This window comes from Streptococcus oralis, from assembly GCF_004127215.1.
Taxonomy (GTDB): Bacteria; Bacillota; Bacilli; order Lactobacillales; family Streptococcaceae; genus Streptococcus; species Streptococcus oralis_BD.
In genome coordinates, this window is the sequence record NZ_QEWJ01000015.1 from 1 (window position 1) to 21,767 (window position 21,767).

Below are 21,767 nucleotides of genomic sequence, written 5' to 3' on the forward strand. Positions count from 1 at the left end.
TAGTTTCTTGTGCCAATTCTTTCGTAGCTGGTGTCCATGCGCCGAAGGTTTCAACGCCTGTTACACGGTTACGTTCACCTGTACGTGTGAAGGTTGCTTCTTGAGTTACTGGAGCTTTCAGAGCTGGACGACCTTCTGGTTTACCATCTGCGTATTGGTACTTGATCGTACGAGTAACCTTGTTGTTCAACTCAGCTGGGTTCGTATTGTCATCCAAGCGAGGAGTTACAACAACTGTCCATGTTTGATCTTGTGTTTTATCTTTATCAAACGTCTGACCATTTGGTTGAGTGAAACCATCACTTACAAGTGTGTAACCAGCTTGTTTCAATTGTTCGATACGAGCTACTGTTGAGTAAGATACTGGTTCACCTGACTTACCAGTCACAGGGTCTGTGTAAAGAGTCTTAACTGGCACACCGTTCTTACCATCTGTTACGTACTTGATAGAGCCGCGTTGCTCATCCAAGTTATACTTGACAACCTCTTTTGAATCAGGAGAAGTAGGAGTTACAGTGATAAGCGGAACTGATGCTCTATCTGGAGTAAATCCTGTAATGCCAGGAGAAGACACTTCTGGAAGAGTTCCACTTCGTCTGCTCCAAGCGCCTGGAGTTTCAACACCTGTCACTTTGTTCACAGAGACTTGTCTATTAAATGATGCTGGTTGAGTGACAGTAGGAGGAAGCGCTGGACGTCCTTCTGTTACACCATCACCATATTGATATTCAATAGTACGAAGAACTTGTTTTGTCTCGCTTCTTGTCTCAATACGTGGAGTTAGGACAACTTCCCATGTTTGGTCTACATTATTATTGCTGTCAAATCTTTGACCTCCAGCTTTAGTAAAGCCGTCGCTAACAAGATCATACCCTTGTTGCTTGAATTCATTGATTTTATCAGTTGTTGTGTAGTTTACAGGTGTATCTGATTGGCCTGATACGTTATCTGTGTGGAGCGTTTTAGCTGGAACACCGTTTCTACCATCTGTACGGTAAACGATAGTTCCTCGTTGAGTAGCCGGTGCATAGCTTACAATTTCACGCCAGCTTGGATCTGTTGGTGAAACAGAAGCTGAATTTACACGTGGTTTACTTGGTGTAAAGCCTGCTACTTCTGGGCTGTCAACTGCACCCACAGTTTGACGACTTGGCGTCCAATTGCCGTATGTCTTTTGACCAGTCACTGGGTCTTCTGACACTTGACGAGTAAATTGAACTGTTTGCTCAACCGGTTGCGGAAGTGCTGGACGATTTCTAGTCACACCGTCTTCATATTCGTAAGCGACTGTACGAGTAACATCCTTAGTTTCAGTTGTTACTTTCGGATTATTCTTACGGTATGAAACGATTTCACGCCAGCTTGGGTCTGTTGGCGAAACAGAGGCTGAATTTACACGAGTTTTATTTGGTGTAAAGCCTTTAATAGCTGGTGTATCAACCGCATCTACAGTTTGACGACTTGGTGTCCAATTGCCGTATGTCTTTTGACCAGTCACTGGGTCTTCTGACACTTGACGAGTAAATTGTACATTTTGTTGTACTTCACGTGGAAGAGCTGGACGACCTGAAGTCACGCCATCTTCGTATTCGTAAGCAACTGTACGAGTGACGTCTTTTGTTTCAGTTGTTACTCTTGGCGCAATCTTTTCATAGTAAACAATCTCAGTTCCTGGAGTAGAACCTGCGTTCACTGTGATACCATCCACACGAGTTTTATCTGGTGTGAAACCAGTAATGCTTGGTGTATTTACGCCACCAAAGTTTTGGCTCGCTGGACTCCATGGGCCAGGTCTGCCACCTGTCACAGTACGAGTGAACTCAGCTGTTTGAGTAACTGTTTGCGGAAGTGCTGGACGTCCTGCTGTTTGACCATCTCTATAGCGGTATTCGATTCTACGAGTAACAGTTTGTTTTTCTGTCTTAACATCGGCAGCACCTCTACGATAAACGTAGGTTACTGTACCGTTTGTTCCCCAGTCAGCCAGAGTTCCTGAAGGTGGCAAGCTACCTCTCTTCATTCCAATGAAACCATAGCCAGGGATCTTCTTCTGTTCAGTTGTATAGGCCTTACCTTTAAAGGCACCTTGTGGATAAGTTACTGAGCCTTCTGTAAGTTCTCGACCTTGCTCATCTTCATAACGTACATCGACAGAGGCACTTTGATAGAAGTCAAAACGCTTGATTTGGAACTGTTGCAAGTTCTTGTAGTTACCAGTCGTAGCCGTAACCACCATGGACATCAGTTGTTCTGGAGTAGAAACTTTCTTCGTCCATTTCTTGATACCAAGATTACTTTCGTAATAGACAGTTAATTGCTTGGTTACACCGTCATAGTTGATAGCAAATCTGTGGAAACGGCCATCTAGGTCACTTGAGTCCAGACGCTGAGCACTACCAGCATCTGTCTCAGCCCACCAACGCTCATATGTGCCACTAGGTCCGAAGAGACCACGAGCACCAGGAACTTGTTTATGAGTGGTATTTACCCAAGCACCGAACTGTCCCAGACGAGGGTCTTCCGCCCAACCATATTGGAAAGAGTCAGTGTTGTTAGTATCAAAACGGTTTCCCTTTGGTGGCGTGTGGACGTTCCAGAAAGTATCCAGTTTGAAACCAGTTGCGTTACGCAAACCACCGATACCAAGGTTACCACCATCGGCACCTAGGTCTGTTGTGTTCCCTGTATGGAAGGCAAAACCGATACCATCGGCACCATAACGTTCCTGAGTCTTGCTACCAAGGTTAACTCCTCCAGTCAGGTTAAAGCTTTGGTTCATATTGATCTTACTCTTCAGACTGAAGTTACCTGTCTTAGAGTTTTCATCTGGAGTAAGGGTTACGATACCATCGTATGAATTATAGGTAGCTGAACCATTCAATCTAAAGTAATCAAGGAAGTTTTCCTTTGTTACAGTTGTTTTCCCTGTTTGTGGGTCAAACGAACGGAAGCCGCTTTCTCCTGATTTACGGAAGTCAGCATAGCCTTTATCTACTTCGCGTTGAGCAGCAGCCAATGTAGAATTTGCTTCGCTTCGTGCTACAGCAGTTGAATTTTGACCAGCAGTTGCCAAACTAGCAGCCTGACTAGTTGCTTTTTCAATTGAAGACTTGCCAGATTCTGCAGTAGTAGATTCTGCTACAGTTTCAGATGAAGAGGCAGTTGATGCCGCTACAGATGTAGCTTCAGACTTAACTGCAGAAGCAGCTGATTGGCTATTTGCAACTGAAGCCTCAGATACTTGTGAAGTTGCTTCTTTTAAAGCAGCCTCGCTCTTTGAAGCCACTTCCGGTTTCACAGCTTTATCCGCCACTTGGCTAGATGGGGTTTCAGAACTTGCTACAGTTTCTGCGGCTGAAGTAGCATCTGCAGCAGACTTAGAAGTATCTGGACCTGATTTCCCCTCCGATTCTGGTACAGTCTCCTTCTTCTCTGTAGAAGTGCTTGGGGAATCTGTTTTAGCCAATGTGTTGGCTGCAACAGCGTTCCCGCCCAAGAACATGAAAGCTGCGACGGCTACGGAAGCCACACCTACATTAAACTTACGCACTGAGTATCGAAGTCGTTTCTCAGCACTCGCTCTGTGTAATCTGCGTCGCGCATTTTTATCCATGAACGTTTCTCCTTGTTTTAAATATAGTCCAACCACCTACTATGCAATATTCTAATCATTCGATGTTTAAAACATATAATAATATGTGGTTGTTGATTATAATGCCAAAGTTTCGACATCAAACCATGCTTATCATTATACCCGTTTTTTCCCATTATATCAAGAGTTTTGCTATTTTATTTCCCATTGTAACAAAAGTGTAACATCGTGTTGCAAACTTCTAAATGCATGTTTTATACCCAAAAATGCATAATCCTTATTTCTTCAAAAATGACCTGTCTGCTTCTTGCTACAAAAATCGAAAAGAAACGACCTTCCGAGGCAAAAGAAAGCCCAGTCTAGCCACTGGTTAAAGCACTTAACTCTAGCGCTCTTCTCACTTTTGTATACAAAACCGAAACGATCTTCTCCAAAATCACTCTTTTTAATCCAGACATCATGAGCCAACATCTATCTCCAAGGCTTCCGACAGGGGCAATTTATTTCTATTTTTCTAATAATTTCAAATATTTAGACTTTTTGACTGGACTAGAAAAGACTAAAAGAAAAACTCACCCAACAAAAGGTGAGACAAAAACAAGACTGAAGTTCTAAGAATCAAATAGTTTCTTTCTGCAAGGTTTGAATGATAAGGAACCATTTTTTTAATTGATAGTCTGCATTTAGCATGAATAATCTGTGAGGCACAAAATAAATCAACAAGGGTAAGAAGTAGACAATCAAAAAAGGACGTTCTACATCAAGAAAATAATATCTATCCTCTGTTTTTAGTATGCGATATCGAAGGTTTTTTAGCCAAGGGCTCTATTTCGGCTTTTTTAAACATTTATATAATACCTTTCGTAACGTCAAATAAAGCGAGAATTCATCCGTTTTAAAACGTTGATAAAGATTCGTTTTCCTAGCGTAATCTAATCGTACTTGCACTTGCTGAAGAAGGTTTTGCTCCCCTGTTTCCTATAGTAATAGAGTCTCACTCATATTTCTTCTCCTTGTCTTCTGTAAACACCACTTTCCCTTGTTCATACTTCCGCACGGCCAACAACCAGCGGATGGGGTTGTTTTGGAATAAGAAAAGGTACAACAAGGCAGGAAAGAGACCTATCAATAATGAAAATAAAATTTGTGAGTCAAATTTCTCCTGCTTTATAAATGAATTTATAATATTTAGTATGGTAGCAATTCCTATAAATGCTAAAAATAGAATTACTAACTGTATTATTAGAAAAACTATCATTTTCCCAAACGTCGCTTTTTTCTTGCTGAAATTGTCCCAGAACAGATTTGAATCAACAGCTTTCGCGAACTGTTGAGAACTTGCCCCTTGAACCTGTTTCACCTCTTTATACAAGGCCTCTTCCATCATCCATATAAAGCCAAAGCAGACAAAGAAGTGGGTAGCGATATAAGGCGGAACCATCCAGCTACTGTATCGAAAACCTGAAAATGCAGGTATAGCTACTAATCCTCCGATAATACCCAAAAAAACAAAAGCAAACATCAAAGGAATGATAGCCTTATTGGTCTTCCTAGCCCCTTCTGTATTTAACAAGGCGCTCTTATTTGCTACAAGAGCTTCTCTCGTTCGCGTGTTATAGTAAACGGCCTTATCACCGCTCTGTCCAATAAAAATTATTTTTCTCACCTTTTATCTCTCTTTCATTCCTGCACCAAAGATGATTTTGACTACTAACAGCTTCGCTGGTGACCTCCCCATCTACCAGAGACTGCTTCTATCTACAAAAAAACCTTCATCAAATAAATGACCCTACCTAGGCTTACTTACGGATTCTTAAATCTACCTATCCACCACTTGAGCTTCAAAGTGTGCTGCCTTGTCGTCTACAGCATCTTTTTCTAGTAAAATTTTTCAACACGCCCAGTTGTTCATAAAGCATTGTGTTGAGAAAGAAGCCACATTCTCTGGTAAACTATCCATACAAAGTCTGATACATCTTTTCCATGAAAGCCCCAAGCTCTTTTTGAACAATTTTTAATAGGCGCTCTTCTTCGGCTTGGGGGATAATCACACTCTCTTTTATATTTTTTTCATTTATTTGAAAATAGGCGCTAGAAACTAAATCAAAGTTCTTATCCAATTCATATAGTACACTAGTTATTTTACCATCTATCTCTATTCTAAAATAAGCAGTAACCCCATTCCGTCCCGGATTTGAGATATCCAAATCGATGTCTCCTTTTATCTCTATGGAGTCAATTCCTCCATCCAAGCGAATAGCTCCATCGGGAGGAACGACATAGCCCGCTTTACGGATGTCAGGTGCATATTTTTCTGATGCCATCAAACGTTGTAAGACGTCTATATTGTCCCTCTCTTCAAAGGAGGTTTTTAATTGCATATGTTCTTGGTGGTTTTGATACTGAAAATAAAGATTCAAGCCAGTAGCTAAGGCAATTACAGATCCAATCACGATTAGTATTTTTTTAAGTCCCGACATTTTTTTCACCCCCTCTATCTAAGTAATCATAGAAGTCTTGTTTCCAACCCTCTTCTTTGTCATTAGGATTTCCAATAAAAATATTGAGATCAAAACCATACTTAATAAAGTTGCCTCCTATCGTATTATTTTCAATAAGCGTTTCAACCATAAGTTTACCGTTAGCTTTATCCCCATTTCCCATCACAGTATAGAATTCCTCAACACGATTTGTCTGGTTTGTTTGGATACTATGATTGTAATCTGCTTGAACTTTAAACACATCTTTTGTTTCTACATCTTTAGAAATCATTCTTTCGTAAGAAGTAATAGCATCTAAATCTGAATTAAAATCTGCATCATCATATCTCCCTGAATCAATGTCTCCTTTGAAGGAACTTTCATACTTTTCGGTATTTACAGAGAGATCTCCAATCCGAGTTGAATTTCCAATTGTACTAATAATGTGGGCGCTTAATCCCTTCCAGCCATCTAGTTTCGATAAGTCTCTATCACCCCAAGATAACTCAGTAAAACTAGCAATTTGAATAGCTTCATGAGCCAAATCTTTACTATAATTATATTTATACTGGTCAGTAATCCCTCGTTTAAATATCTTTACCTCTCTTTCAGATAAAGAATACGTATTTATCAAAATATCATCTAAATCACTTGTATTTTTGGCATCAACAACTCCCGCAAGACCTCTCCAGGTTGCCCTTACTCCATAGACTGGAGATGCAACTAGTCTATTGTACTCATAGATAACTTTTTCATTAGTCCATCCTTCTTGTTTTGCCTTCTTCAAAATTCCCTGCTGGAGCTTATAAAGTACATTTGCCGTAGATTCATCTAGATTGTAAGATGAGATTAAATCTTCCACAATTTTTTTCTTATCTTTTTCAGCCTGAGTAACTGAGATATCCTTATCAAGCTTATGTGACTCAATCTTCACATCCTTCATCTTCTGTACCCAACTCATGTCCACACCGTCCGCATAGTAGTTTCCATCGCTATCGACAATGATTTTACTTAGTTGCGTAGCTCCTTGAATCGCTAAGCTAAGGACTTCTAGACTATCGCTGAAATACTGGGAAACCTCTGAGACAAAAAATTCTAGTTTTTCAATCTTGTCATCCAAATCCTGAATACCTGACTCGATTTGAGACTTAGTATTGTAGAGGACGGTCTTCTCAGAGAAGGCTTTCCCCCAATTGAGACTAAAGAAATCTTTGATTTGATTTAGCCAGTTCTCTCTCGCTTGAATCTGAGCTTCTACGATAGCTAACTGCTCTTCCCTCAATTTTTTCAGTTCCTTGAGCTGGTCCAGGTCCAAATCTCCATATCCTGAGACCTGAGCATCTGCATTTTTGTAGGAGGTCAACTCTAGTTGGATATCATCTATCGCTGCTTGTAACTTCTTGATGCTGGGGATGATAATCTCTGTAAAGAGACCCTTCCCAGCTGTGTAGGCTGCTCCTGTCAGCTCACCTGAGTCTAAAGAGAAAATCAGGTGGTCACATCCACTAGATAAGCGGTCCGTGACTTCATTTGCGACTTGGAGATTATTAGTCATGGCCTGAATCAATTCTTGGGATTCTTGTGCGCTGTATTTTACTCCCATGGTAGCCGATTCCTTCCCGCTATCAGTTCTTCTCTAGCTTCATCGAAAGTTCGACGAGCCTTCTTCGTTTGTTTTTCCAACTCATCCAGTTCCTCTTCTACATAAGAGTTGACCTGTCGCTGAATGGTTCTATTATCACTTTCGATCTGCTCTATCACATGACGAGAACTAGGTGAGAGAGCCAATAGAGTCGCCATACGATGGTGGATACTCTGGATTTCTGAGTGAAAGTGAGTTAGCTGCTGTTCATATTGTCTTTTTAGAGTCTGAAGACTTTCTTCTTTATCGTCAATCTTGACAATTTCTCTCCAAAGTTTGTAGCGTTTTTCTTCGTTCTTATCTGCCATTTTTAATGTTCCCATCTCTTAGCCAGCTCTACGTCGCGTTTTTCAATCTTATGAGCAATTTCTGGAAACTTATTTGCTTGGGTCAAAACAGCCGAGCTGAAATCACTGACCGCCTGAAGCATTTGATTGCAAGCCTGACGTTCCGCTTCCATCCCAGCGATTTCAGAAGTATATGAAAATTCTACCTGCTGATTTTGCTTGTCGCTCGTGTCATACCCGACCAATTCATTAATAGCTGCCTCTGCTACTATCGTACTAGATTTTATCTTCCCACCCATACCTCATTAATTATATATTGACCATATCATAACACAAAAATAGCATAATTTCACTCTAAAACAGAAGACATATCATACTCTAGCTCCTCAGAGATTTTGAGGTTCTTGCATCATCAAATACTACCCTTACAAATATCCAAATCACGGGAGAGACTAGGAAGTATTATCAACCTAACAAAAAAGAGAGAACAAATCCGTTCTCCCCTGTTTTTAATCATTCACCAACCTGACTACGATTGATAAAACAGATAATATTTTATTTCTCTTCTTTCTTAGTCACTACAGTAAGTCCTGAGACTGCTGCTAGCAAAACTAAGCCAGCTGCAGCCAATCCTGAAGAAGCTTGGGTACCTGTTTTTGGTAATTCAGCCTTTTTAGAGACTGTTTCAGTATGATAAACTGGTGTAGTATTTCCTACAGGTTTCACTTCTACCGGATTTTGAACTGGTGCTTTTGGTTTAAGTACCACATGCGCCTCTGCCAAGAAATCGTATTTTTCATTTACGACACGGTAGACACGGCCTTCTTGGACAGTTTTAACAACATGATTTGTAAAATCACGATTTAAAAGACTAGAAAATTCTTGACTCATATCAAGGTAAAGGCCTTTTGTGCCTTCAACTAAAGGTTTAAAAGTCGCTTCTTTGTATTTCATTCCTACAACTGATAGGGAAATATTTGCCGCCTTAAGTGCCTTGATTGTTTCGTCTACTGTTGGAATACCTGGAGTACTGAAATCAATACCTTCATCAGTAATCAAGAAAGCAAAACGACGATTATTAGAAGCTGTAGACCAATCGTAATCTTTTGAAGTTGCAATATGATGAAGAGGAGCTGTAGGCTCTTCTATTCCACCGCCTGTTCGAATAGATTTAAGAGCCTTAATGTATTCCTCCACATTCTTAGTGAATTTAGAACCATTAAAATCGAAATATTGAACATCCTTAGCAGACTCATACGCTATTAAACCAAGACGAGCATCAACCTTTTTACTAGCCAAATCACGAACAAAGTTCTCGATATTTTGCATAACATTCTGGATGGATGAATCCATTGAAACTGATTTATCAATAGCAAAAACGATATCCGCAGTACCAGATAGTTGTTTCGTGATTGTCACATCTGCTTCTTTCAAAACTTTTTCGATTCGAGTTTTTTTGACAGTCTGAGTTACATCCGCTACATATTCATCAGTCTCAATATGATCAGATGCAGTCTTTGTAGTGACAACTGGCGCTTTTTCTCCGACAGGAGTTCCTTTGGCAGCTAAGATAGTTGTCTCAACATTTACAGAAGCTTCTGCTTTAGCTACAGCTTCTGTGCCAGTTTCATTTTCTTTAGTATCAACTTTAGGTTTTGTAGAGGTTGTAGCCACCTTAACAACATCACCAGGTTGAGCTTTATCAGCTGGTACCACTGGAGTAGTTGCCTTAGCTTGGATTTCTTTTACAGTTTCATCAGCCAATTTGCTAGACGGAGTTTGCTTGGCCGTATCTGAACTTGTTTGAGCCAAATCGTTAGCTGTCTGACTAGGTTTTTTTACTTCATCAGCGCTTACTTGTCCCACTGCTACAACTACAGATGCTAAGGCTGCCGTAAGTAAAACTGACTTGCATTTCCAAAATAAAGAACGTTTATAACTTTTCATAAAAGCCTTCCCCTTTTTAAATAATATTGGAAATATGGTAGCAAATTAAGAGCATTTTGTCAAATAAAATGTTTGAATTATCACAAGATAGAGAATAGTCTTCCAAAGCTACTCCAAAACGTATTAACAAGAGCCGAGATGGCTTCTCCCACCGATTGAGTAGCTTTCTTCAGGGTGTGCCATAACATTATTCGTCTCACCTTTTATCTCTTATCTCCCTTTCATTTCTGCACCAAAGATGATTTTGCCTACTGACATCTCCGTTAGCTGCCTAGGGCTGTTATTGGTCACATCAAACACCTTTAACATGACCTCTTATAACATCGGCGCAAACAACTGGACAATTTCCTTGATCAAGCTTTGATACCAGCTTGTTTTGATCGTGTGGGGATAGATTTCACGAGAAACTTTAAAAATCTTTTCGAAGTCCCTCTCAATATCTATGATAGACTGCGTTCTATAAAGTAAGACGGCATTTTCATAGTGGTGGAGCAAGCTACGATAGTCAAAATTGATGGTCCCCACTGTTGCAGCTTCTCCATCGACCAGCATTTGCTTGCTATGAAGAAATCCGGGACTGTACTCGTAAATGCGAACTCCAGCAGACAACAAGTCAGGATAGGCTCCGCGAGTAACCAATTGGATGACCTTCTTATCTGGGATATATGGCGTCACAATTCGCACATCTACCCCTCTCAGAGCTGCATTTTTGATACTTTCGGTTAGATCATAGTCGGCAATCAGGTAAGGAGTCGTGATATAGACATAATCTGTAGCTTGATTGATAAGGTTTTGATAGACCGTTTTTCCAACTTGAGCTCGGTAGATAGGTTTTGGCCCACTACTATAGGGAATGCAAAGTCCCATCCCATCTTTGGGTTGATTCTCGAGATGGTATTGATCAAAATCACTAATCTCTCCACGGTTGATATACCAAGTAGATAAAAAGAGTCTGGTAAAAGCCTTTACAGCCGATCCATCCAACCGAATACCGCTATCCTTCCAATAACCAAAGCGTTCGATATGGTTGATATACTCATCTGCCAGATTAACACCACCTGTATAGGCAATCTGCCCATCGATAATCATGATTTTACGGTGATCACGGTTGTTATAAGCAACGGTCAAGCGTGGAATCACCTTGTTAAATTTATGGGCTTCAATCCCTCGACCACGAAGCTGGATGGTATAATCTCCAGGCAGGGTAGCCATACAACCAATGTCATCATAGAGGAGTTTAACTTCTATTCCTTGAGAAGCCTTTTCTTCCAAAATCTCTAAAATGCTGTTCCACATCAAGCCTTCTTCGATGATGTAGTATTCGAGAAAGATAAATTTCTCAGCTTTCTTGAGGTCCTCTAGCATCCGACACCACATACTTTCACCAGAGGCAAAAAATTGTGTATCCGTTCGATCATAGACATCTGCGTTCGTATCCATACTGAGGAGGGATTTGATGACGCCATAAGCAGACTTGTCTTGTTCTTTTAACTCCAAACGGAGGGCTCTGCTATTGTCCTCTCGGTCAACCATTGATTGGAGTTGTTTCAACTGCTTGACCTCTTTTTTAGATAGGCGGCGTTCTCCAAACATGATATAGACTAGGGGACCAAATACTGGAACAAAGGCTACTAACAGCCATGTTACCTTGCTTTCCGGATTCATAGAGCGATTGACAATCGATACAATGGTCGCCATACTCATCAAAATAACTAGGATAATCCAAACAATCGGAGCCATTCGACCTAGATAGAGAAACAAACCAAAGACGATAAACAACTCTGCCAACATAATGGTAATACTAAAACCATACTTAGACATGAGTAGCTGCATTTTTCTAGCTGTCATAATCCCCTTCCTTTTCTAACGTTCTCCCTCACCGCTTGATAAACGAATCTTTCTACTAGTATACCTCAGTTCAGGGGTAGATAGCAACCTTTTACTCTTGCTCAAGTTCTAACTCTTCCGTTTTCAGATGCCTATTATAGTTTGAGAGCCAACATATTGACCGTCATACCGGCAGCAGTTCCCATAAGATAAATAACATCTCCCTCCTTGACCAGTCCATGATCTAAAGAGTAAGCCAAGCCAAATGGCACAGAGACTGAAACCATATTCCCATAGTCAGTAACTAAGTTGAGGTATTGATTCTCAGCTACACCTAGTTTTTCCATAACCAAAGGAAGGGCGCGACTAGCCTGATGAGGAATGATATAGTCCACATCTGCCAAGGCTAGCTGTGTTTTTTCTTGAAACTCTTCAAACATGACTGGGATTTTACGAGCTGACAAGAGGAGGATTTTCTTTCCCTTCATATCGAACATATAATTGGTCTTAGTCGTTTCAGAGTACCCTTTTGGTTGAAAAGAAGTCAGACCTCCACGAATTTCCGTATCGTGAGCCCCTTCTGACCAAGTACGTTGGAGACTAGCAATAACCCCTTTTTCCTCATGGCTTTTTTGGAAAATAAAGGCTGCCGCCCCATCACTAAAGAGTTCAAAACTTTCTTTTTGATTCGGATTGAGCCCTAAACTTCCAACCTCACTAGACACAATCAAGACACGATTGTATTCGCCTGCCTCAATCAAGTGGGACATGGTCGATAGAGCAGAAATAAAGCTGGTACAGGTCGTATTGATATCCATAGCCGGGATTGAGAGTCCTTTTGCCACGCGCTCATGAATCAAGGCAGCCGTACAAGGAATAGGCTGAACACCAACTGCACTAGCTGATACAAGGCAATCGATATCTTTAATATCTAAGTTTGCATGTTCGAGTGCTCTCTGAACGGCTACCTCTGCTAAATCTAACTGCGTTTCTTCATTTTCAACTACACGATAACGCGTTTGATCTTTGAATTGGACGGTATTTTTTGGAAGGTAAACACCATATCCTGCGATTTCTACATGTCTTTTTACTTCTGTCATTGTCTTTTATCCTTTCATAAACGTTGGATTCGTTTGAGTTTACGGCTAGTATCCCAGTGATAATCTGAAAATTGGATTTCGGGAACTATAAACTGCTTTTGCTGAGCTAGGAGTTGAAACTGTGCTAAAATAGCTGTCTCCATGCCCTCATCTCGTTGGCTTAGACAAACTTCCACTAACTTCTCAGAATGTTGTTTGACTTGGTAATCTCCTACATTCTCCACAAAGAGGATGCAACGTCTGATAAAGTCAGGATAGATGGTCACCTGTCCCCCATCCAATCCTTCGAAATAGAAAATGTCGTCAGAGCGTCCTTCGACTTTGTCAATTCGTGTATAGCAGGAGCCACACGGACAAGGCTTCGAATTTTCAACCAAGATATCATTGAGCTGGTAACGATAAACAGGCTGACTAGTTCGTTTAAAGTCCGTAATCACTGGATAAAAACGGCGGCCATCCAGATACTGCTTTTCCACAAAGATAATGTCTTCATTGAGATGCAGATTACCAGCTGAGCAAGTGCAAGCTAGGAAACCTTCGGTTGCCTGATAAACTTGGTCAATAATGGATAGAGAAAAGGCTTCTGTGATGCGTTCCCTATCATTATCTTCCAAAATTTCTGCCACAGAAACGACCTTTTGGGGATGAATGGCTAACTCTCCAGCCTTTAGTCGTTTGCTCAACTCAAGCAACATAGAGGCAGGGGCCACCACAATAGTCGGTTGGTAGCTATTTAGCCGTCCGATGTGCTCATCTGTATTTTTGAAAATATCAAAGTACTCTAGACGAATGAGTGCTGTATTGATGGTCTGATAAAGTTCATTATCCGCTCTCAGGAAAAAGGCGATGCGTTGGCCAAACAGCTGACCCTTGGGCAACATCTTTGCCAATATAGCTGCTGCCCACATACTGCGCTCTTTCTCTGTCGTGATAAAGAGCCCCCGATGTCCAGATGTCCCTGAAGACAGACCAACTGCCACTTCGCCTTTAAGTTCAGTGAAATCACGGGTCTTTTCACTTTCAATAGCCAAGGCTAAGGTCTCATCTCGATCCACTCCTTGGGTGTTAAGCTCATTAAAATGTTCCATCATAAAAGCCTTGTCCATATGGTCAAAGTCGCTAGGAACCCCATTTTTAAAGTAGGGCGACTCTCGCTTTAAAAAGTTCATATAGTTAGCTAATTGCTTTTTCTGGTAATTCTCTACAGCTTCTCGAGATTTGAAGTTATGAAGCCAACGAGTTTCAATAAAAGTTTTAAGAAAGGTTATTTTTTTCATATATGATACGCTCTATCCTTTCCACAGGGTCATGACTAACAACTACCTCGATACCATCTCTCAAGACTTCCTCCAGAAACTCTGTCCCCTTGATATAGGCATCCTTGTTGTCCTGAACCAAAGAAGGAAGCAGGTGCATTTGTTTGGTATAAGGTAGAAGGTCAATCCCCCAGCATAAATCTGCTGCGATGAGAATCTGATAATCTGGAATAAAGAGACAGGCTTGCCCCCTAGCATGCCCATCAATAGAGGCTACTAGGATACTACCATCTCCGAAAAGATCACTAATCAGACGATAGGGAAATGCCGGGTGTTGCTGGTCAGCTCTGATAATGGTTAGATTTTTTTCAAAAGAAGCTGGCAAAAATTCCTTGAAAATCAAGTCTTTCAACTTGGGTTTCTGGTAAACTTCATACACTTCTTTTGTCAGGATAAAGGTTGCATGAGGAAAGAAGCTAGCCCCTCCCAGATGATCTGGATGTAAATGAGATAGGATGACATAGTTAATTTCTTCTGGTTTGATTCCCTTCGCTTCCAGCAAATATGAAATCTGGTCCTTCTCTGTCATTTGAACAGGCGTCCCCAAACGATAGAAAGCGTAGCGAAGTTTGGTCTTAATATCATAGTGATAGCCAGTATCATATAGTAGATAGCCTTTGTCTCTGTGCTTAATCAGAAAGACACCAGCTGGGAAGGTCATCTTTTTATTCTTGACTCCTTTAAATAGCAAACCTGTATAGCTAGTACAGTATCCTGCTGGTAAATAATCAATGCTTTCGATAATCTTGGACATATTGTTCAATCCCTTCCGAAATACTGATTTGAGGGCGATACCCCAAGTCTCGCTCCGCCTTGCTGATGTCCAACGTCTGGCTATAACGGAGCAGATAATAGGTATAGCGTGTCAGAGCTGGCTCACCTTTGAGTTTCAAGGTCTTATAAAGAAACTCTAAACTACTGGCAATAACTGACAAAAGAGGAGCCGGTACTCTTCTGTATGTTATCGGATAGCCAAGCCCTCTCAAGGTTTCTTCTATCAGGTCCTTAAAGGCTCTTGGTTCCCCGTTGGTAATATTATAGACTTGGCCACTAGCCTGAGTAGCCTCTAGTGCCAAGCGAATGGCCAGAGCGACATTTTCCACACAGGTCATATCCATCATCTGACGACCATCCCCTATCAAGGGAATACCAATCTTCTGACTGAGCTTGAGAACCCGGGGCAAAATACTGGTATCCCCAATCCCAAAAAGCCCACGAGGTCGTAAGACAATACTCGGAACATCGGGGTAATCCTTAAACAGCTTCTCCGAAGCCAGCTTACTACGAATGTAGTTGTTCAGATTATTTTCCTGAGGCGCATCGCTTTCTTTGATAGCTAGCTGGTTTCGAGGCGCAGCATAGATACTAGGCGATGACACATAAACCAAACGCTGCATCCCTGCCTCCCGACAAGCCTCTAGAACATACTTGGTCCCTAAGACATTTGTCTGGTAGAAATCTTCCCAAGGTCCCCAGACGGTAGAAAGAGCTCCCGCATGCACAACCATGTCCATACCCTGACAAGCCTGAATCAGATCCTCTTGCTTGGTCAAATCTCCTTGGAAAAATGCCACAAAGGAGTTCTCTAAAGACTGACCAACCTTGCGATTGCGTCCAAAAGCGCGTACCTGATAGCCATGCTGACTGAGCTCTTCAACAACATACTTACCTAGAAAGCCCGTAGCACCTGTTACCAATACTTTCTTCATCTTTTATTTCTCCTTGTCCTCTAAGAGCCGATGTATTTCGCTCTTCAGAATCTCTGTTGGCTGGTAGTCTTGAGCTGCACGACTAAGTTTGTTCAAATCTGACCAGTCAGCTCTAGCCAATAACTCATCAAAAGCTCGCCCAATCGCTTCCGTATCCTCTCGTTTAGCAGTCAGGGCAATCCCTGCCTCTAGCCCGCGAACCGCATAGTCATACTGATCATAGTCATGAGGGAGAATCAAGGCAGGCTTGCCATAGATAATACATTGGTAAAAAATACCCGCACCGCCATGATGAACCACATAGTCCATCTGGGGAATGTATTCTTTATAGGGAAGATAGGATACCACAGAAACATTGTCCATAAGTTCCTCACATTGGAAGTCTTGTCCGCCGAACCCCAGAGTTACAAAGAAGTGACAGTCCGGATGGGCTTTTGCCAATTGTTGTGTCTGGTAGAGGAGATTGTCTTTGGCCCATGCTAGCTGAGTCCCACAAGATACGAGGACTTTCTTATGATTTGCATAAGGAGCCAAATCCAGAGGATAATTCTCTGCCCTCTCAATCGAAGACCCAAAAGGTCCCACCCAAAGGTAGTGCTCTGGAAAACCACTTTTCAGCTCCAACTCTTTCATCCCAATTCCCAAGATGGAATAGGGCGAATAAATGGTTTCCTGATTTTTGTGATTGTAGAGCTCAAAATCGTAACGTTTCAAGCGTTCTCTAAGTAGAAAGGTTACGATTCGTTTCCCTAAACGAGTCACTTTTCTTCCTAGCCATTGCTGGATAGATTGGAAAGGATTCTTTGGACCACCCATTCCTCCAAAGAAACAAGGCGGTCCATCTGTCGTTTCAATGGCAAACTGTGTCGCCATAGTGGTAATCCAAGGAATCCCCAACTCTTCCGCTACAAGTCCTCCAGAGATGGTTATAAAATCCGCAATAACAATATCTGGTCGATTTTTCTGCCACTCTTGCACTAGTTGATCAGACACTACATTGATCAAATCAAGACTAGCTGACAACTGTCGATAAGCAGAAATAAGGTTTAATTGCCCTTCATTGTTGGCTACACGCTCAAACTCGTCTACAGAATTTTCTAAAATAGGAAGCACCTGGAATCCCATCTCCTCTGCGACAGCTTTTCGTTGTGGTCCTGTAAATAATCGAATCTCATACAAGGGATCCTTCAACAAGGGGGCGAGTAGATTCAGTGTTGGGAAGAGATGCCCACTTAAGGGTACTACAACCACATCAATTTTGATTTTTCTCATATGTCTAGGATAGCAAATTTTTAAAAAAAGAACTACCAAAATGATAGTTCTTTCCAGCATTATTTAACTTCTTTTTCACTTTAAAAATTAGAAGAGTTCTTTATAGAGAGCAATGGTTTCTTCCAAAGTCGGCATAAATGGGTTTCCTGGTGCACAGGCATCGATCAAAGCATTCTTAGAAAGGTAGTCAAAGTCAAAGTCTTTTTCTTGGATACCGAGTTCAGTGAGTTTCTTCGGAATGCCTACTGTTTCAGACAATTTTTCAATCTCAGCGATAGCGTAGGCAGCACATTCTTCATCAGTTTTCCCTTCAACATGAAGACCCAAGGCCTTGGCTACATTGCGGAAAGCTTCTGGTACGCGTTTGGCATTTTCACGTTCTACAACTGGAAGAAGCATGGCACAGCAGACACCATGTGGCAAATTATACACTGCACCGAGTTGGTGAGCCATTGAGTGAACGTAGCCCAAACCAGCATTGTTAAAGCTCATACCGCCGAGGAAGATGGCATTGACCATCGCCTCACGCGCTTCAATATCCTGTCCATTTGCTACGGCACGAGGGAGGTACTCCTTGATGAGTTCAATGGCTCCGATAGAGAGTTTCTTGGTTACATCATAAGCTCCAGGTGTTACCAAGGCTTCGACAGCGTGGGTAAGAGCATCCATACCTGTTGCTGCTGTGAGAGCTTGCGGTTTTGAAAGCATGAGTTCTGGATCATTAACAGAGATAAGGGCTAGACTGTTCTTATCTACCATTACCATTTTGACCTTGCGTTCTTCGTCAGTAATCACATAGTTAATGGTGATTTCTGCTGAGGTCCCAGCTGTTGTATTGATCGCAACCACTGGCAACCCTTTTTTAGCAGACTTGTGAAGTCCTTCGTAGTCCTGTGGTTTTCCACCATTTGTCGCAATGATAGAGATACAACTAGCCGCATCCTGGGGAGATCCTCCCCCAAGACTAATGATGAAGTCACATCCATGCTCTTTCAGGACAGCCACTCCGTCTGTGACGTTCTTGCAAGTTGGATTTGGCTCCACATCGCTAAAGATCACATATTCGATCCCTTCAGCATCTAATGGTTTTAGGACTTTGGGTAAAATATCACTGCCTTCGATGAACTTATCTGTCACCAAGAGAGCCTTCTTATACCCCAGTTCCTTAATATACGGACCTACTTCATTTACAACACCTTTACCAATAAGGTTAACTGATGGAACGTAAAATGTAGCCATATGCTTTTCCTCCTGCGCCTCTGCGCTATTTGATTATTTACCATAAGTATACGACCTCAGTATAAGTTTTACAAATATTTGTAAGCGTTTTAAGTAAAAAATCAGTAAAGAATCGCTGATCACTTTTTCAAGAAAAAAGCTCCAAAAAGATGGATTTCATCTCATTGGAACTTTTACTTAATCATTATTGCTTAGTTAATACCACTCGGTCAGATGCCTCTCGGTCCATATCATCGATAATCAATTGATTACCATTAACCGTGTAAATTTTGACATCATCACCGATAATGACACGTTGATTTTCTGGCTCAAAGCTGACTTGCTTGATTTCCTTATCTCCATCTGGCTCGACCTCAGTCCACGTACCAGTTTTACCTGTTACAACAAGAGTGATCTGGTCATTCTCATCTTTTCCAGTATAGGTACCATCGATATTCGTAGGTTGAGCTACAGTAGTGTCCTGACTTGAGGACGCCTGTGGTTGGCTAGCACTTGTAGTAGCACTAGAAGATGACTCTTGTTGAGTAGATGGTTGCTGAGCAGATTGCTGGGTAGGCGCTTGTGTCTTAGATCCACAAGCCGCTAAAAGACTAAGAATTGCTAGGGAAGCAATAGAAAGTGTGAATGTTTTTATTTTCATAGCGGTTTCCTTTCTTTTGTGCCAATGTTTTGCTGAATCAGTTTCCAGATGTACCTCCTACCTCAAGTATAACAACTTAAGTCTAGAAGGTCAACTAGCCCCATCGCTTCCTAGCAAACTCGCTCGAACTTCCGAGATAAAGTAGAGAGAACCCGTCACGAAAAGCAGGTCCTGATCATTGGCCTTTTCTTCAAATTCTCTGATAAAATCGCCATAGGAAGGAATCAAATCGTAACCTGCCACATCCTTCTCATCCAAAGAACCTTGGTAGTCAAAACCTGTCACCTTAAGTTCCACCTGAGGCAACTGCTCAGATAGATAACCTAACATCCCTTGATAATCTTTGCGTTTAAGGGCACCAAAAAGGATACGGACTTGATAGCCTTGTTGGATTTTCTCTTGGATAAACTCTACCAAACGGGTTAAGGCTGGAAGATTGTGAGCCCCATCTAGGTAGATTTGCGGGCGAATCCGTTCCAATCGACCTGCCCAGTGAGTTTCTTGCAAGGCCTGTCTCACAAGCTGTTCATCGACCCTTTCCTCTCTTGACGCCATAAAAAGTAGAAAGCTTTGTAAGGCCAAGGAGGCATTTTCTCGCTGATAGGCACCTTCCAAACCGATTTCAAGCTGGGAAAATCTTGCTAGGCTACTTGAAAAATCCCCAGCATTCAAGGTGAAGTCTTGCCCAGCTTGATAAAGGTCTACGTCTAACACTCTTGCTCTCTTTTGACAGACAAGTTCCGCTTCTGGAGCAAGCTTGGCAATGACCGCCTTCTTTCCGACCTTGAAGATACCAGCCTTCTGCTCTGCTATTTCCTCCAGATTGTCACCCAAGGTCTCCTGGTGATCTAGGCCAATGGAAGTAATAACTGCAATTTCTCCTGTTACAACATTCGTGGTGTCAAGCAGACCACCAATCCCCACTTCTAACAGGACTAAGTCCACGCCTTTCTCTCTAAAATAGGCCAAAGCAATCAAGGTCAACAGTTCAAAGAAAGACAATTGATCATGTGTCTCCAAAAGAGCTTTTTCCATCTCCTTGACTTGGTTCGCTATACGGATAAAGTCTTCATCTGCGATCGGTTGCCCATTGATACAGATTCGATCATGGATGCTGATGATATGAGGAGAGGTAAAGGTGCCAACTTTTTTACCATGAGCTACAAACAATTCTCTCATGAAGGCAATAGTTGACCCCTTGCCGTTAGTTCCTGTTACATGGATAATGGGATAACTCTTCTCAGGATTCCCTAGCAAATCCACTGCTTGCTGTATTCGTCCAAGTCCAGATCTAAAGTTTAAACCAATTCGACTATGGAGCCATTCTTCTACTTCAAACATATATCTCCTTAACAAAAATCCAATCAACTATCGCACCAAAGTATGACTGCAAATAAAAAGCGAGGTCGAGACAAAAATCCCGACCTCTTACCTGGTTAGCTAATCACTAGCTACTATAAATTTCAACGTGGACTAAAAATGTCCACTAGACTTACTTGCGACTTTTATTTCTAGCGCAAGCGTAAAAATGTTCACTGAACATACCAGTTCTCTCTTATTTCAAGGGGCTGGACCAAAAACGTCCGCTGGATGTTCCAACTCTCTCCAATTTCTGGGAATTGGGCTGATACGGTCTCTGAGATTACCTGCGTTTCTAATTTCTAGCGCAGGGCTAAAAACATCCACTGGATGTCTTTACTCCTCCATATAGGTGTTGAAAACTTCTTCAATCATATTCCATTCGTCTTCTGAGTCTTCTGGAATTGGTTGCAATTCGCCCTCTGTTCCGTCTTCATTTTCATTGAATGAGTATGCTTGAATCTCAACTTCACCATTTTCGTCTTCTTCTGCATTAACTGGCACTAGAAGGACATAGTTTTTACCAAATTCTTCCTTACCGTCAATTGTCAAAAGGATTTCAAACAAGGTTTCATTACCTTGGTCATCTACTAGTGTAATCAATTCACGTTCTTCGTGGTTATGGTTATGATCGTGTGACATAGTTTCTCCTCTGTCTTAAAATTTTCTATCTAAATAATTTTGCAAAATCAGCTGGGCAGCTAATTTATCAATGACTTTTTTTCGCTTGTTGCGACTGATGTCTGCCTGCTCAATCAGCATACGCTCGGCTGCAACTGTGGTCAGGCGCTCATCTTGATAGTCTACTGGTAAACCAAAAATCTCTTCTAGTTTTGCTCCGTAGGCTTGACTGGCTTCTACCCGTGGACCGCTGGTATTATTCATATTTTTAGGCAAGCCCACTACAAAGCGTTCCACCTTATAGCTCTCGACCAATTCCTTGATGCGGTCAAAACCAAACTGACCCTGTTCCTCATTGATTTGGATAATTTCAAGGCCCTGAGCTGTAAAACCTAGTGGGTCACTAATGGCAACGCCTACCGTTTTTGAACCAACGTCCAATCCCATAATTCTCATAGATTATAGATCGACTCCTTGTCCTTTAAGGTAATAGCGCACCAATTCTTCAACAATTTCATCACGCTCGTACTTACGGATTTGATTTCGCGCATTGTTGTATCGAGGAACGTAGGCAGGGTCTCCACTCAATACATAACCCACAATCTGATTGATCGGATTGTAGCCTTTTTCATTCAGAGAAGCATAGACGTCTGTCAACGTTTCACTAATTTCCTTCTTATTGGAATCATCCAATTTAAAACGTACAGTTTCTTCAGTAAATCCCATTCTAACACCC

20 protein-coding genes are annotated in these 21,767 nt (G+C 41.6%); all 20 read right to left on the reverse strand.

The window, feature by feature from the left end; all coding sequences use genetic code 11:
• Positions 1 to 3,613 (reverse strand): mucin-binding protein (locus DF216_RS09510; RefSeq protein WP_129326698.1); only part of this gene is annotated, 3,613 nt, incomplete at its 3' end.
• 597 nt (positions 3,614 to 4,210) lie between these two features.
• Positions 4,211 to 4,387 carry a DUF443 family protein gene (locus DF216_RS09515; RefSeq protein ID WP_129326716.1) on the reverse strand — a complete coding sequence of 59 codons (177 nt, stop codon included), beginning with the start codon at positions 4,385 to 4,387 and terminating at the stop codon, positions 4,211 to 4,213.
• Between the two features lie 199 nt (positions 4,388 to 4,586).
• Positions 4,587 to 5,258, reverse strand: a complete 672-nt coding sequence (locus DF216_RS09520) for a hypothetical protein (RefSeq protein ID WP_129326699.1) — start codon at positions 5,256 to 5,258, stop codon at positions 4,587 to 4,589.
• A 286-nt stretch (positions 5,259 to 5,544) separates the two neighbouring features.
• Positions 5,545 to 6,072, reverse strand: coding sequence for a thiol-disulfide isomerase (locus tag DF216_RS09525; RefSeq protein WP_129326700.1), 528 nt, complete (start codon positions 6,070 to 6,072; stop codon positions 5,545 to 5,547).
• Positions 6,059 to 7,675 (reverse strand): ATP-binding protein, encoded by a 1,617-nt coding sequence (locus tag DF216_RS09530; protein ID WP_129326701.1) that lies wholly within the window; start codon positions 7,673 to 7,675, stop codon positions 6,059 to 6,061. The genes DF216_RS09525 and DF216_RS09530 overlap by 14 nt, the downstream gene beginning before the upstream one ends.
• Positions 7,666 to 8,022 (reverse strand): hypothetical protein, encoded by a 357-nt coding sequence (locus DF216_RS09535; RefSeq protein ID WP_129326717.1) that lies wholly within the window; start codon positions 8,020 to 8,022, stop codon positions 7,666 to 7,668. Before DF216_RS09535 ends, DF216_RS09530 begins: the two co-directional genes overlap by 10 nt.
• Positions 8,023 to 8,024: 2 nt before the next feature.
• The gene (locus DF216_RS09540; protein WP_129326702.1) at positions 8,025 to 8,300 is read right to left on the reverse strand and encodes a TIGR04197 family type VII secretion effector; all 276 of its coding nucleotides are present in this window, start codon (positions 8,298 to 8,300) and stop codon (positions 8,025 to 8,027) included.
• Positions 8,301 to 8,556: 256 nt separating this feature from the next.
• Entirely contained in the window at positions 8,557 to 9,948 is a 1,392-nt protein-coding gene (locus DF216_RS09545; protein ID WP_129326703.1) for a vWA domain-containing protein, read from the reverse strand.
• A gap of 315 nt (positions 9,949 to 10,263) precedes the next feature.
• Entirely contained in the window at positions 10,264 to 11,796 is a 1,533-nt protein-coding gene (gene cls / locus DF216_RS09550) for a cardiolipin synthase (protein ID WP_129326704.1), read from the reverse strand.
• Positions 11,797 to 11,930: 134 nt separating this feature from the next.
• The gene (locus tag DF216_RS09555) at positions 11,931 to 12,875 is read right to left on the reverse strand and encodes a 3-oxoacyl-[acyl-carrier-protein] synthase III C-terminal domain-containing protein (RefSeq protein WP_129326705.1); all 945 of its coding nucleotides are present in this window, start codon (positions 12,873 to 12,875) and stop codon (positions 11,931 to 11,933) included.
• Between the two features lie 14 nt (positions 12,876 to 12,889).
• Entirely contained in the window at positions 12,890 to 14,152 is a 1,263-nt protein-coding gene (locus DF216_RS09560) for a F390 synthetase-related protein (protein ID WP_129326706.1), read from the reverse strand.
• On the reverse strand, positions 14,130 to 14,945 hold the full coding sequence (locus tag DF216_RS09565; RefSeq protein ID WP_129326707.1) for an MBL fold metallo-hydrolase: 816 nt from the start codon (positions 14,943 to 14,945) through the stop codon (positions 14,130 to 14,132). Before DF216_RS09565 ends, DF216_RS09560 begins: the two co-directional genes overlap by 23 nt.
• Positions 14,920 to 15,900: an NAD-dependent epimerase/dehydratase family protein gene (locus DF216_RS09570; protein ID WP_125827333.1), complete on the reverse strand. Its 981-nt coding sequence runs from the start codon at positions 15,898 to 15,900 to the stop codon at positions 14,920 to 14,922. The genes DF216_RS09565 and DF216_RS09570 overlap by 26 nt, the downstream gene beginning before the upstream one ends.
• A 3-nt stretch (positions 15,901 to 15,903) precedes the next feature.
• Positions 15,904 to 17,172: a glycosyltransferase gene (locus DF216_RS09575; protein ID WP_129326708.1), complete on the reverse strand. Its 1,269-nt coding sequence runs from the start codon at positions 17,170 to 17,172 to the stop codon at positions 15,904 to 15,906.
• Positions 17,173 to 17,259: 87 nt separating this feature from the next.
• A complete protein-coding gene (locus DF216_RS09580; RefSeq protein ID WP_129326709.1) occupies positions 17,260 to 18,411 on the reverse strand; it encodes an iron-containing alcohol dehydrogenase in 1,152 nt (383 codons plus the stop codon).
• A 184-nt stretch (positions 18,412 to 18,595) separates the two neighbouring features.
• Positions 18,596 to 19,051 carry an SP_0198 family lipoprotein gene (locus DF216_RS09585; protein ID WP_129326710.1) on the reverse strand — a complete coding sequence of 152 codons (456 nt, stop codon included), beginning with the start codon at positions 19,049 to 19,051 and terminating at the stop codon, positions 18,596 to 18,598.
• 90 nt (positions 19,052 to 19,141) lie between these two features.
• Positions 19,142 to 20,392: a bifunctional folylpolyglutamate synthase/dihydrofolate synthase gene (locus DF216_RS09590; protein ID WP_129326711.1), complete on the reverse strand. Its 1,251-nt coding sequence runs from the start codon at positions 20,390 to 20,392 to the stop codon at positions 19,142 to 19,144.
• A gap of 354 nt (positions 20,393 to 20,746) precedes the next feature.
• Positions 20,747 to 21,052, reverse strand: coding sequence for a DUF1292 domain-containing protein (locus DF216_RS09595; RefSeq protein ID WP_061453945.1), 306 nt, complete (start codon positions 21,050 to 21,052; stop codon positions 20,747 to 20,749).
• Between the two features lie 15 nt (positions 21,053 to 21,067).
• The gene (ruvX, locus tag DF216_RS09600; protein WP_061453944.1) at positions 21,068 to 21,487 is read right to left on the reverse strand and encodes a Holliday junction resolvase RuvX; all 420 of its coding nucleotides are present in this window, start codon (positions 21,485 to 21,487) and stop codon (positions 21,068 to 21,070) included.
• 3 nt (positions 21,488 to 21,490) lie between these two features.
• Complete coding sequence (locus DF216_RS09605; protein WP_000507060.1) at positions 21,491 to 21,757, reverse strand: IreB family regulatory phosphoprotein; 267 nt, start codon at positions 21,755 to 21,757, stop codon at positions 21,491 to 21,493.
• Positions 21,758 to 21,767: the final 10 nt, after the last annotated feature.

What these genes read in the sequence shown, in the direction of transcription:
- DF216_RS09535 (WP_129326717.1), bottom strand. Translation starts at nt 8,022, where the DNA reads ATGGCAGATAAGAACGAAGAAAAACGCTACAAACTTTGGAGAGAAATT.
- DF216_RS09565 (WP_129326707.1), bottom strand. Translation starts at nt 14,945, where the DNA reads ATGTCCAAGATTATCGAAAGCATTGATTATTTACCAGCAGGATACTGT.
- DF216_RS09585 (WP_129326710.1), bottom strand. Translation starts at nt 19,051, where the DNA reads ATGAAAATAAAAACATTCACACTTTCTATTGCTTCCCTAGCAATTCTT.
- DF216_RS09580 (WP_129326709.1), bottom strand. Translation starts at nt 18,411, where the DNA reads ATGGCTACATTTTACGTTCCATCAGTTAACCTTATTGGTAAAGGTGTT.
- DF216_RS09555 (WP_129326705.1), bottom strand. Translation starts at nt 12,875, where the DNA reads ATGACAGAAGTAAAAAGACATGTAGAAATCGCAGGATATGGTGTTTAC.
- DF216_RS09530 (WP_129326701.1), bottom strand. Translation starts at nt 7,675, where the DNA reads ATGGGAGTAAAATACAGCGCACAAGAATCCCAAGAATTGATTCAGGCC.
- DF216_RS09595 (WP_061453945.1), bottom strand. Translation starts at nt 21,052, where the DNA reads ATGTCACACGATCATAACCATAACCACGAAGAACGTGAATTGATTACA.
- cls (WP_129326704.1), bottom strand. Translation starts at nt 11,796, where the DNA reads ATGACAGCTAGAAAAATGCAGCTACTCATGTCTAAGTATGGTTTTAGT.
- DF216_RS09605 (WP_000507060.1), bottom strand. Translation starts at nt 21,757, where the DNA reads ATGGGATTTACTGAAGAAACTGTACGTTTTAAATTGGATGATTCCAAT.
- ruvX (WP_061453944.1), bottom strand. Translation starts at nt 21,487, where the DNA reads ATGAGAATTATGGGATTGGACGTTGGTTCAAAAACGGTAGGCGTTGCC.
- DF216_RS09540 (WP_129326702.1), bottom strand. Translation starts at nt 8,300, where the DNA reads ATGGGTGGGAAGATAAAATCTAGTACGATAGTAGCAGAGGCAGCTATT.
- DF216_RS09590 (WP_129326711.1), bottom strand. Translation starts at nt 20,392, where the DNA reads ATGTTTGAAGTAGAAGAATGGCTCCATAGTCGAATTGGTTTAAACTTT.
- DF216_RS09545 (WP_129326703.1), bottom strand. Translation starts at nt 9,948, where the DNA reads ATGAAAAGTTATAAACGTTCTTTATTTTGGAAATGCAAGTCAGTTTTA.
- DF216_RS09560 (WP_129326706.1), bottom strand. Translation starts at nt 14,152, where the DNA reads ATGAAAAAAATAACCTTTCTTAAAACTTTTATTGAAACTCGTTGGCTT.
- DF216_RS09575 (WP_129326708.1), bottom strand. Translation starts at nt 17,172, where the DNA reads ATGAGAAAAATCAAAATTGATGTGGTTGTAGTACCCTTAAGTGGGCAT.
- DF216_RS09570 (WP_125827333.1), bottom strand. Translation starts at nt 15,900, where the DNA reads ATGAAGAAAGTATTGGTAACAGGTGCTACGGGCTTTCTAGGTAAGTAT.
- DF216_RS09525 (WP_129326700.1), bottom strand. Translation starts at nt 6,072, where the DNA reads ATGTCGGGACTTAAAAAAATACTAATCGTGATTGGATCTGTAATTGCC.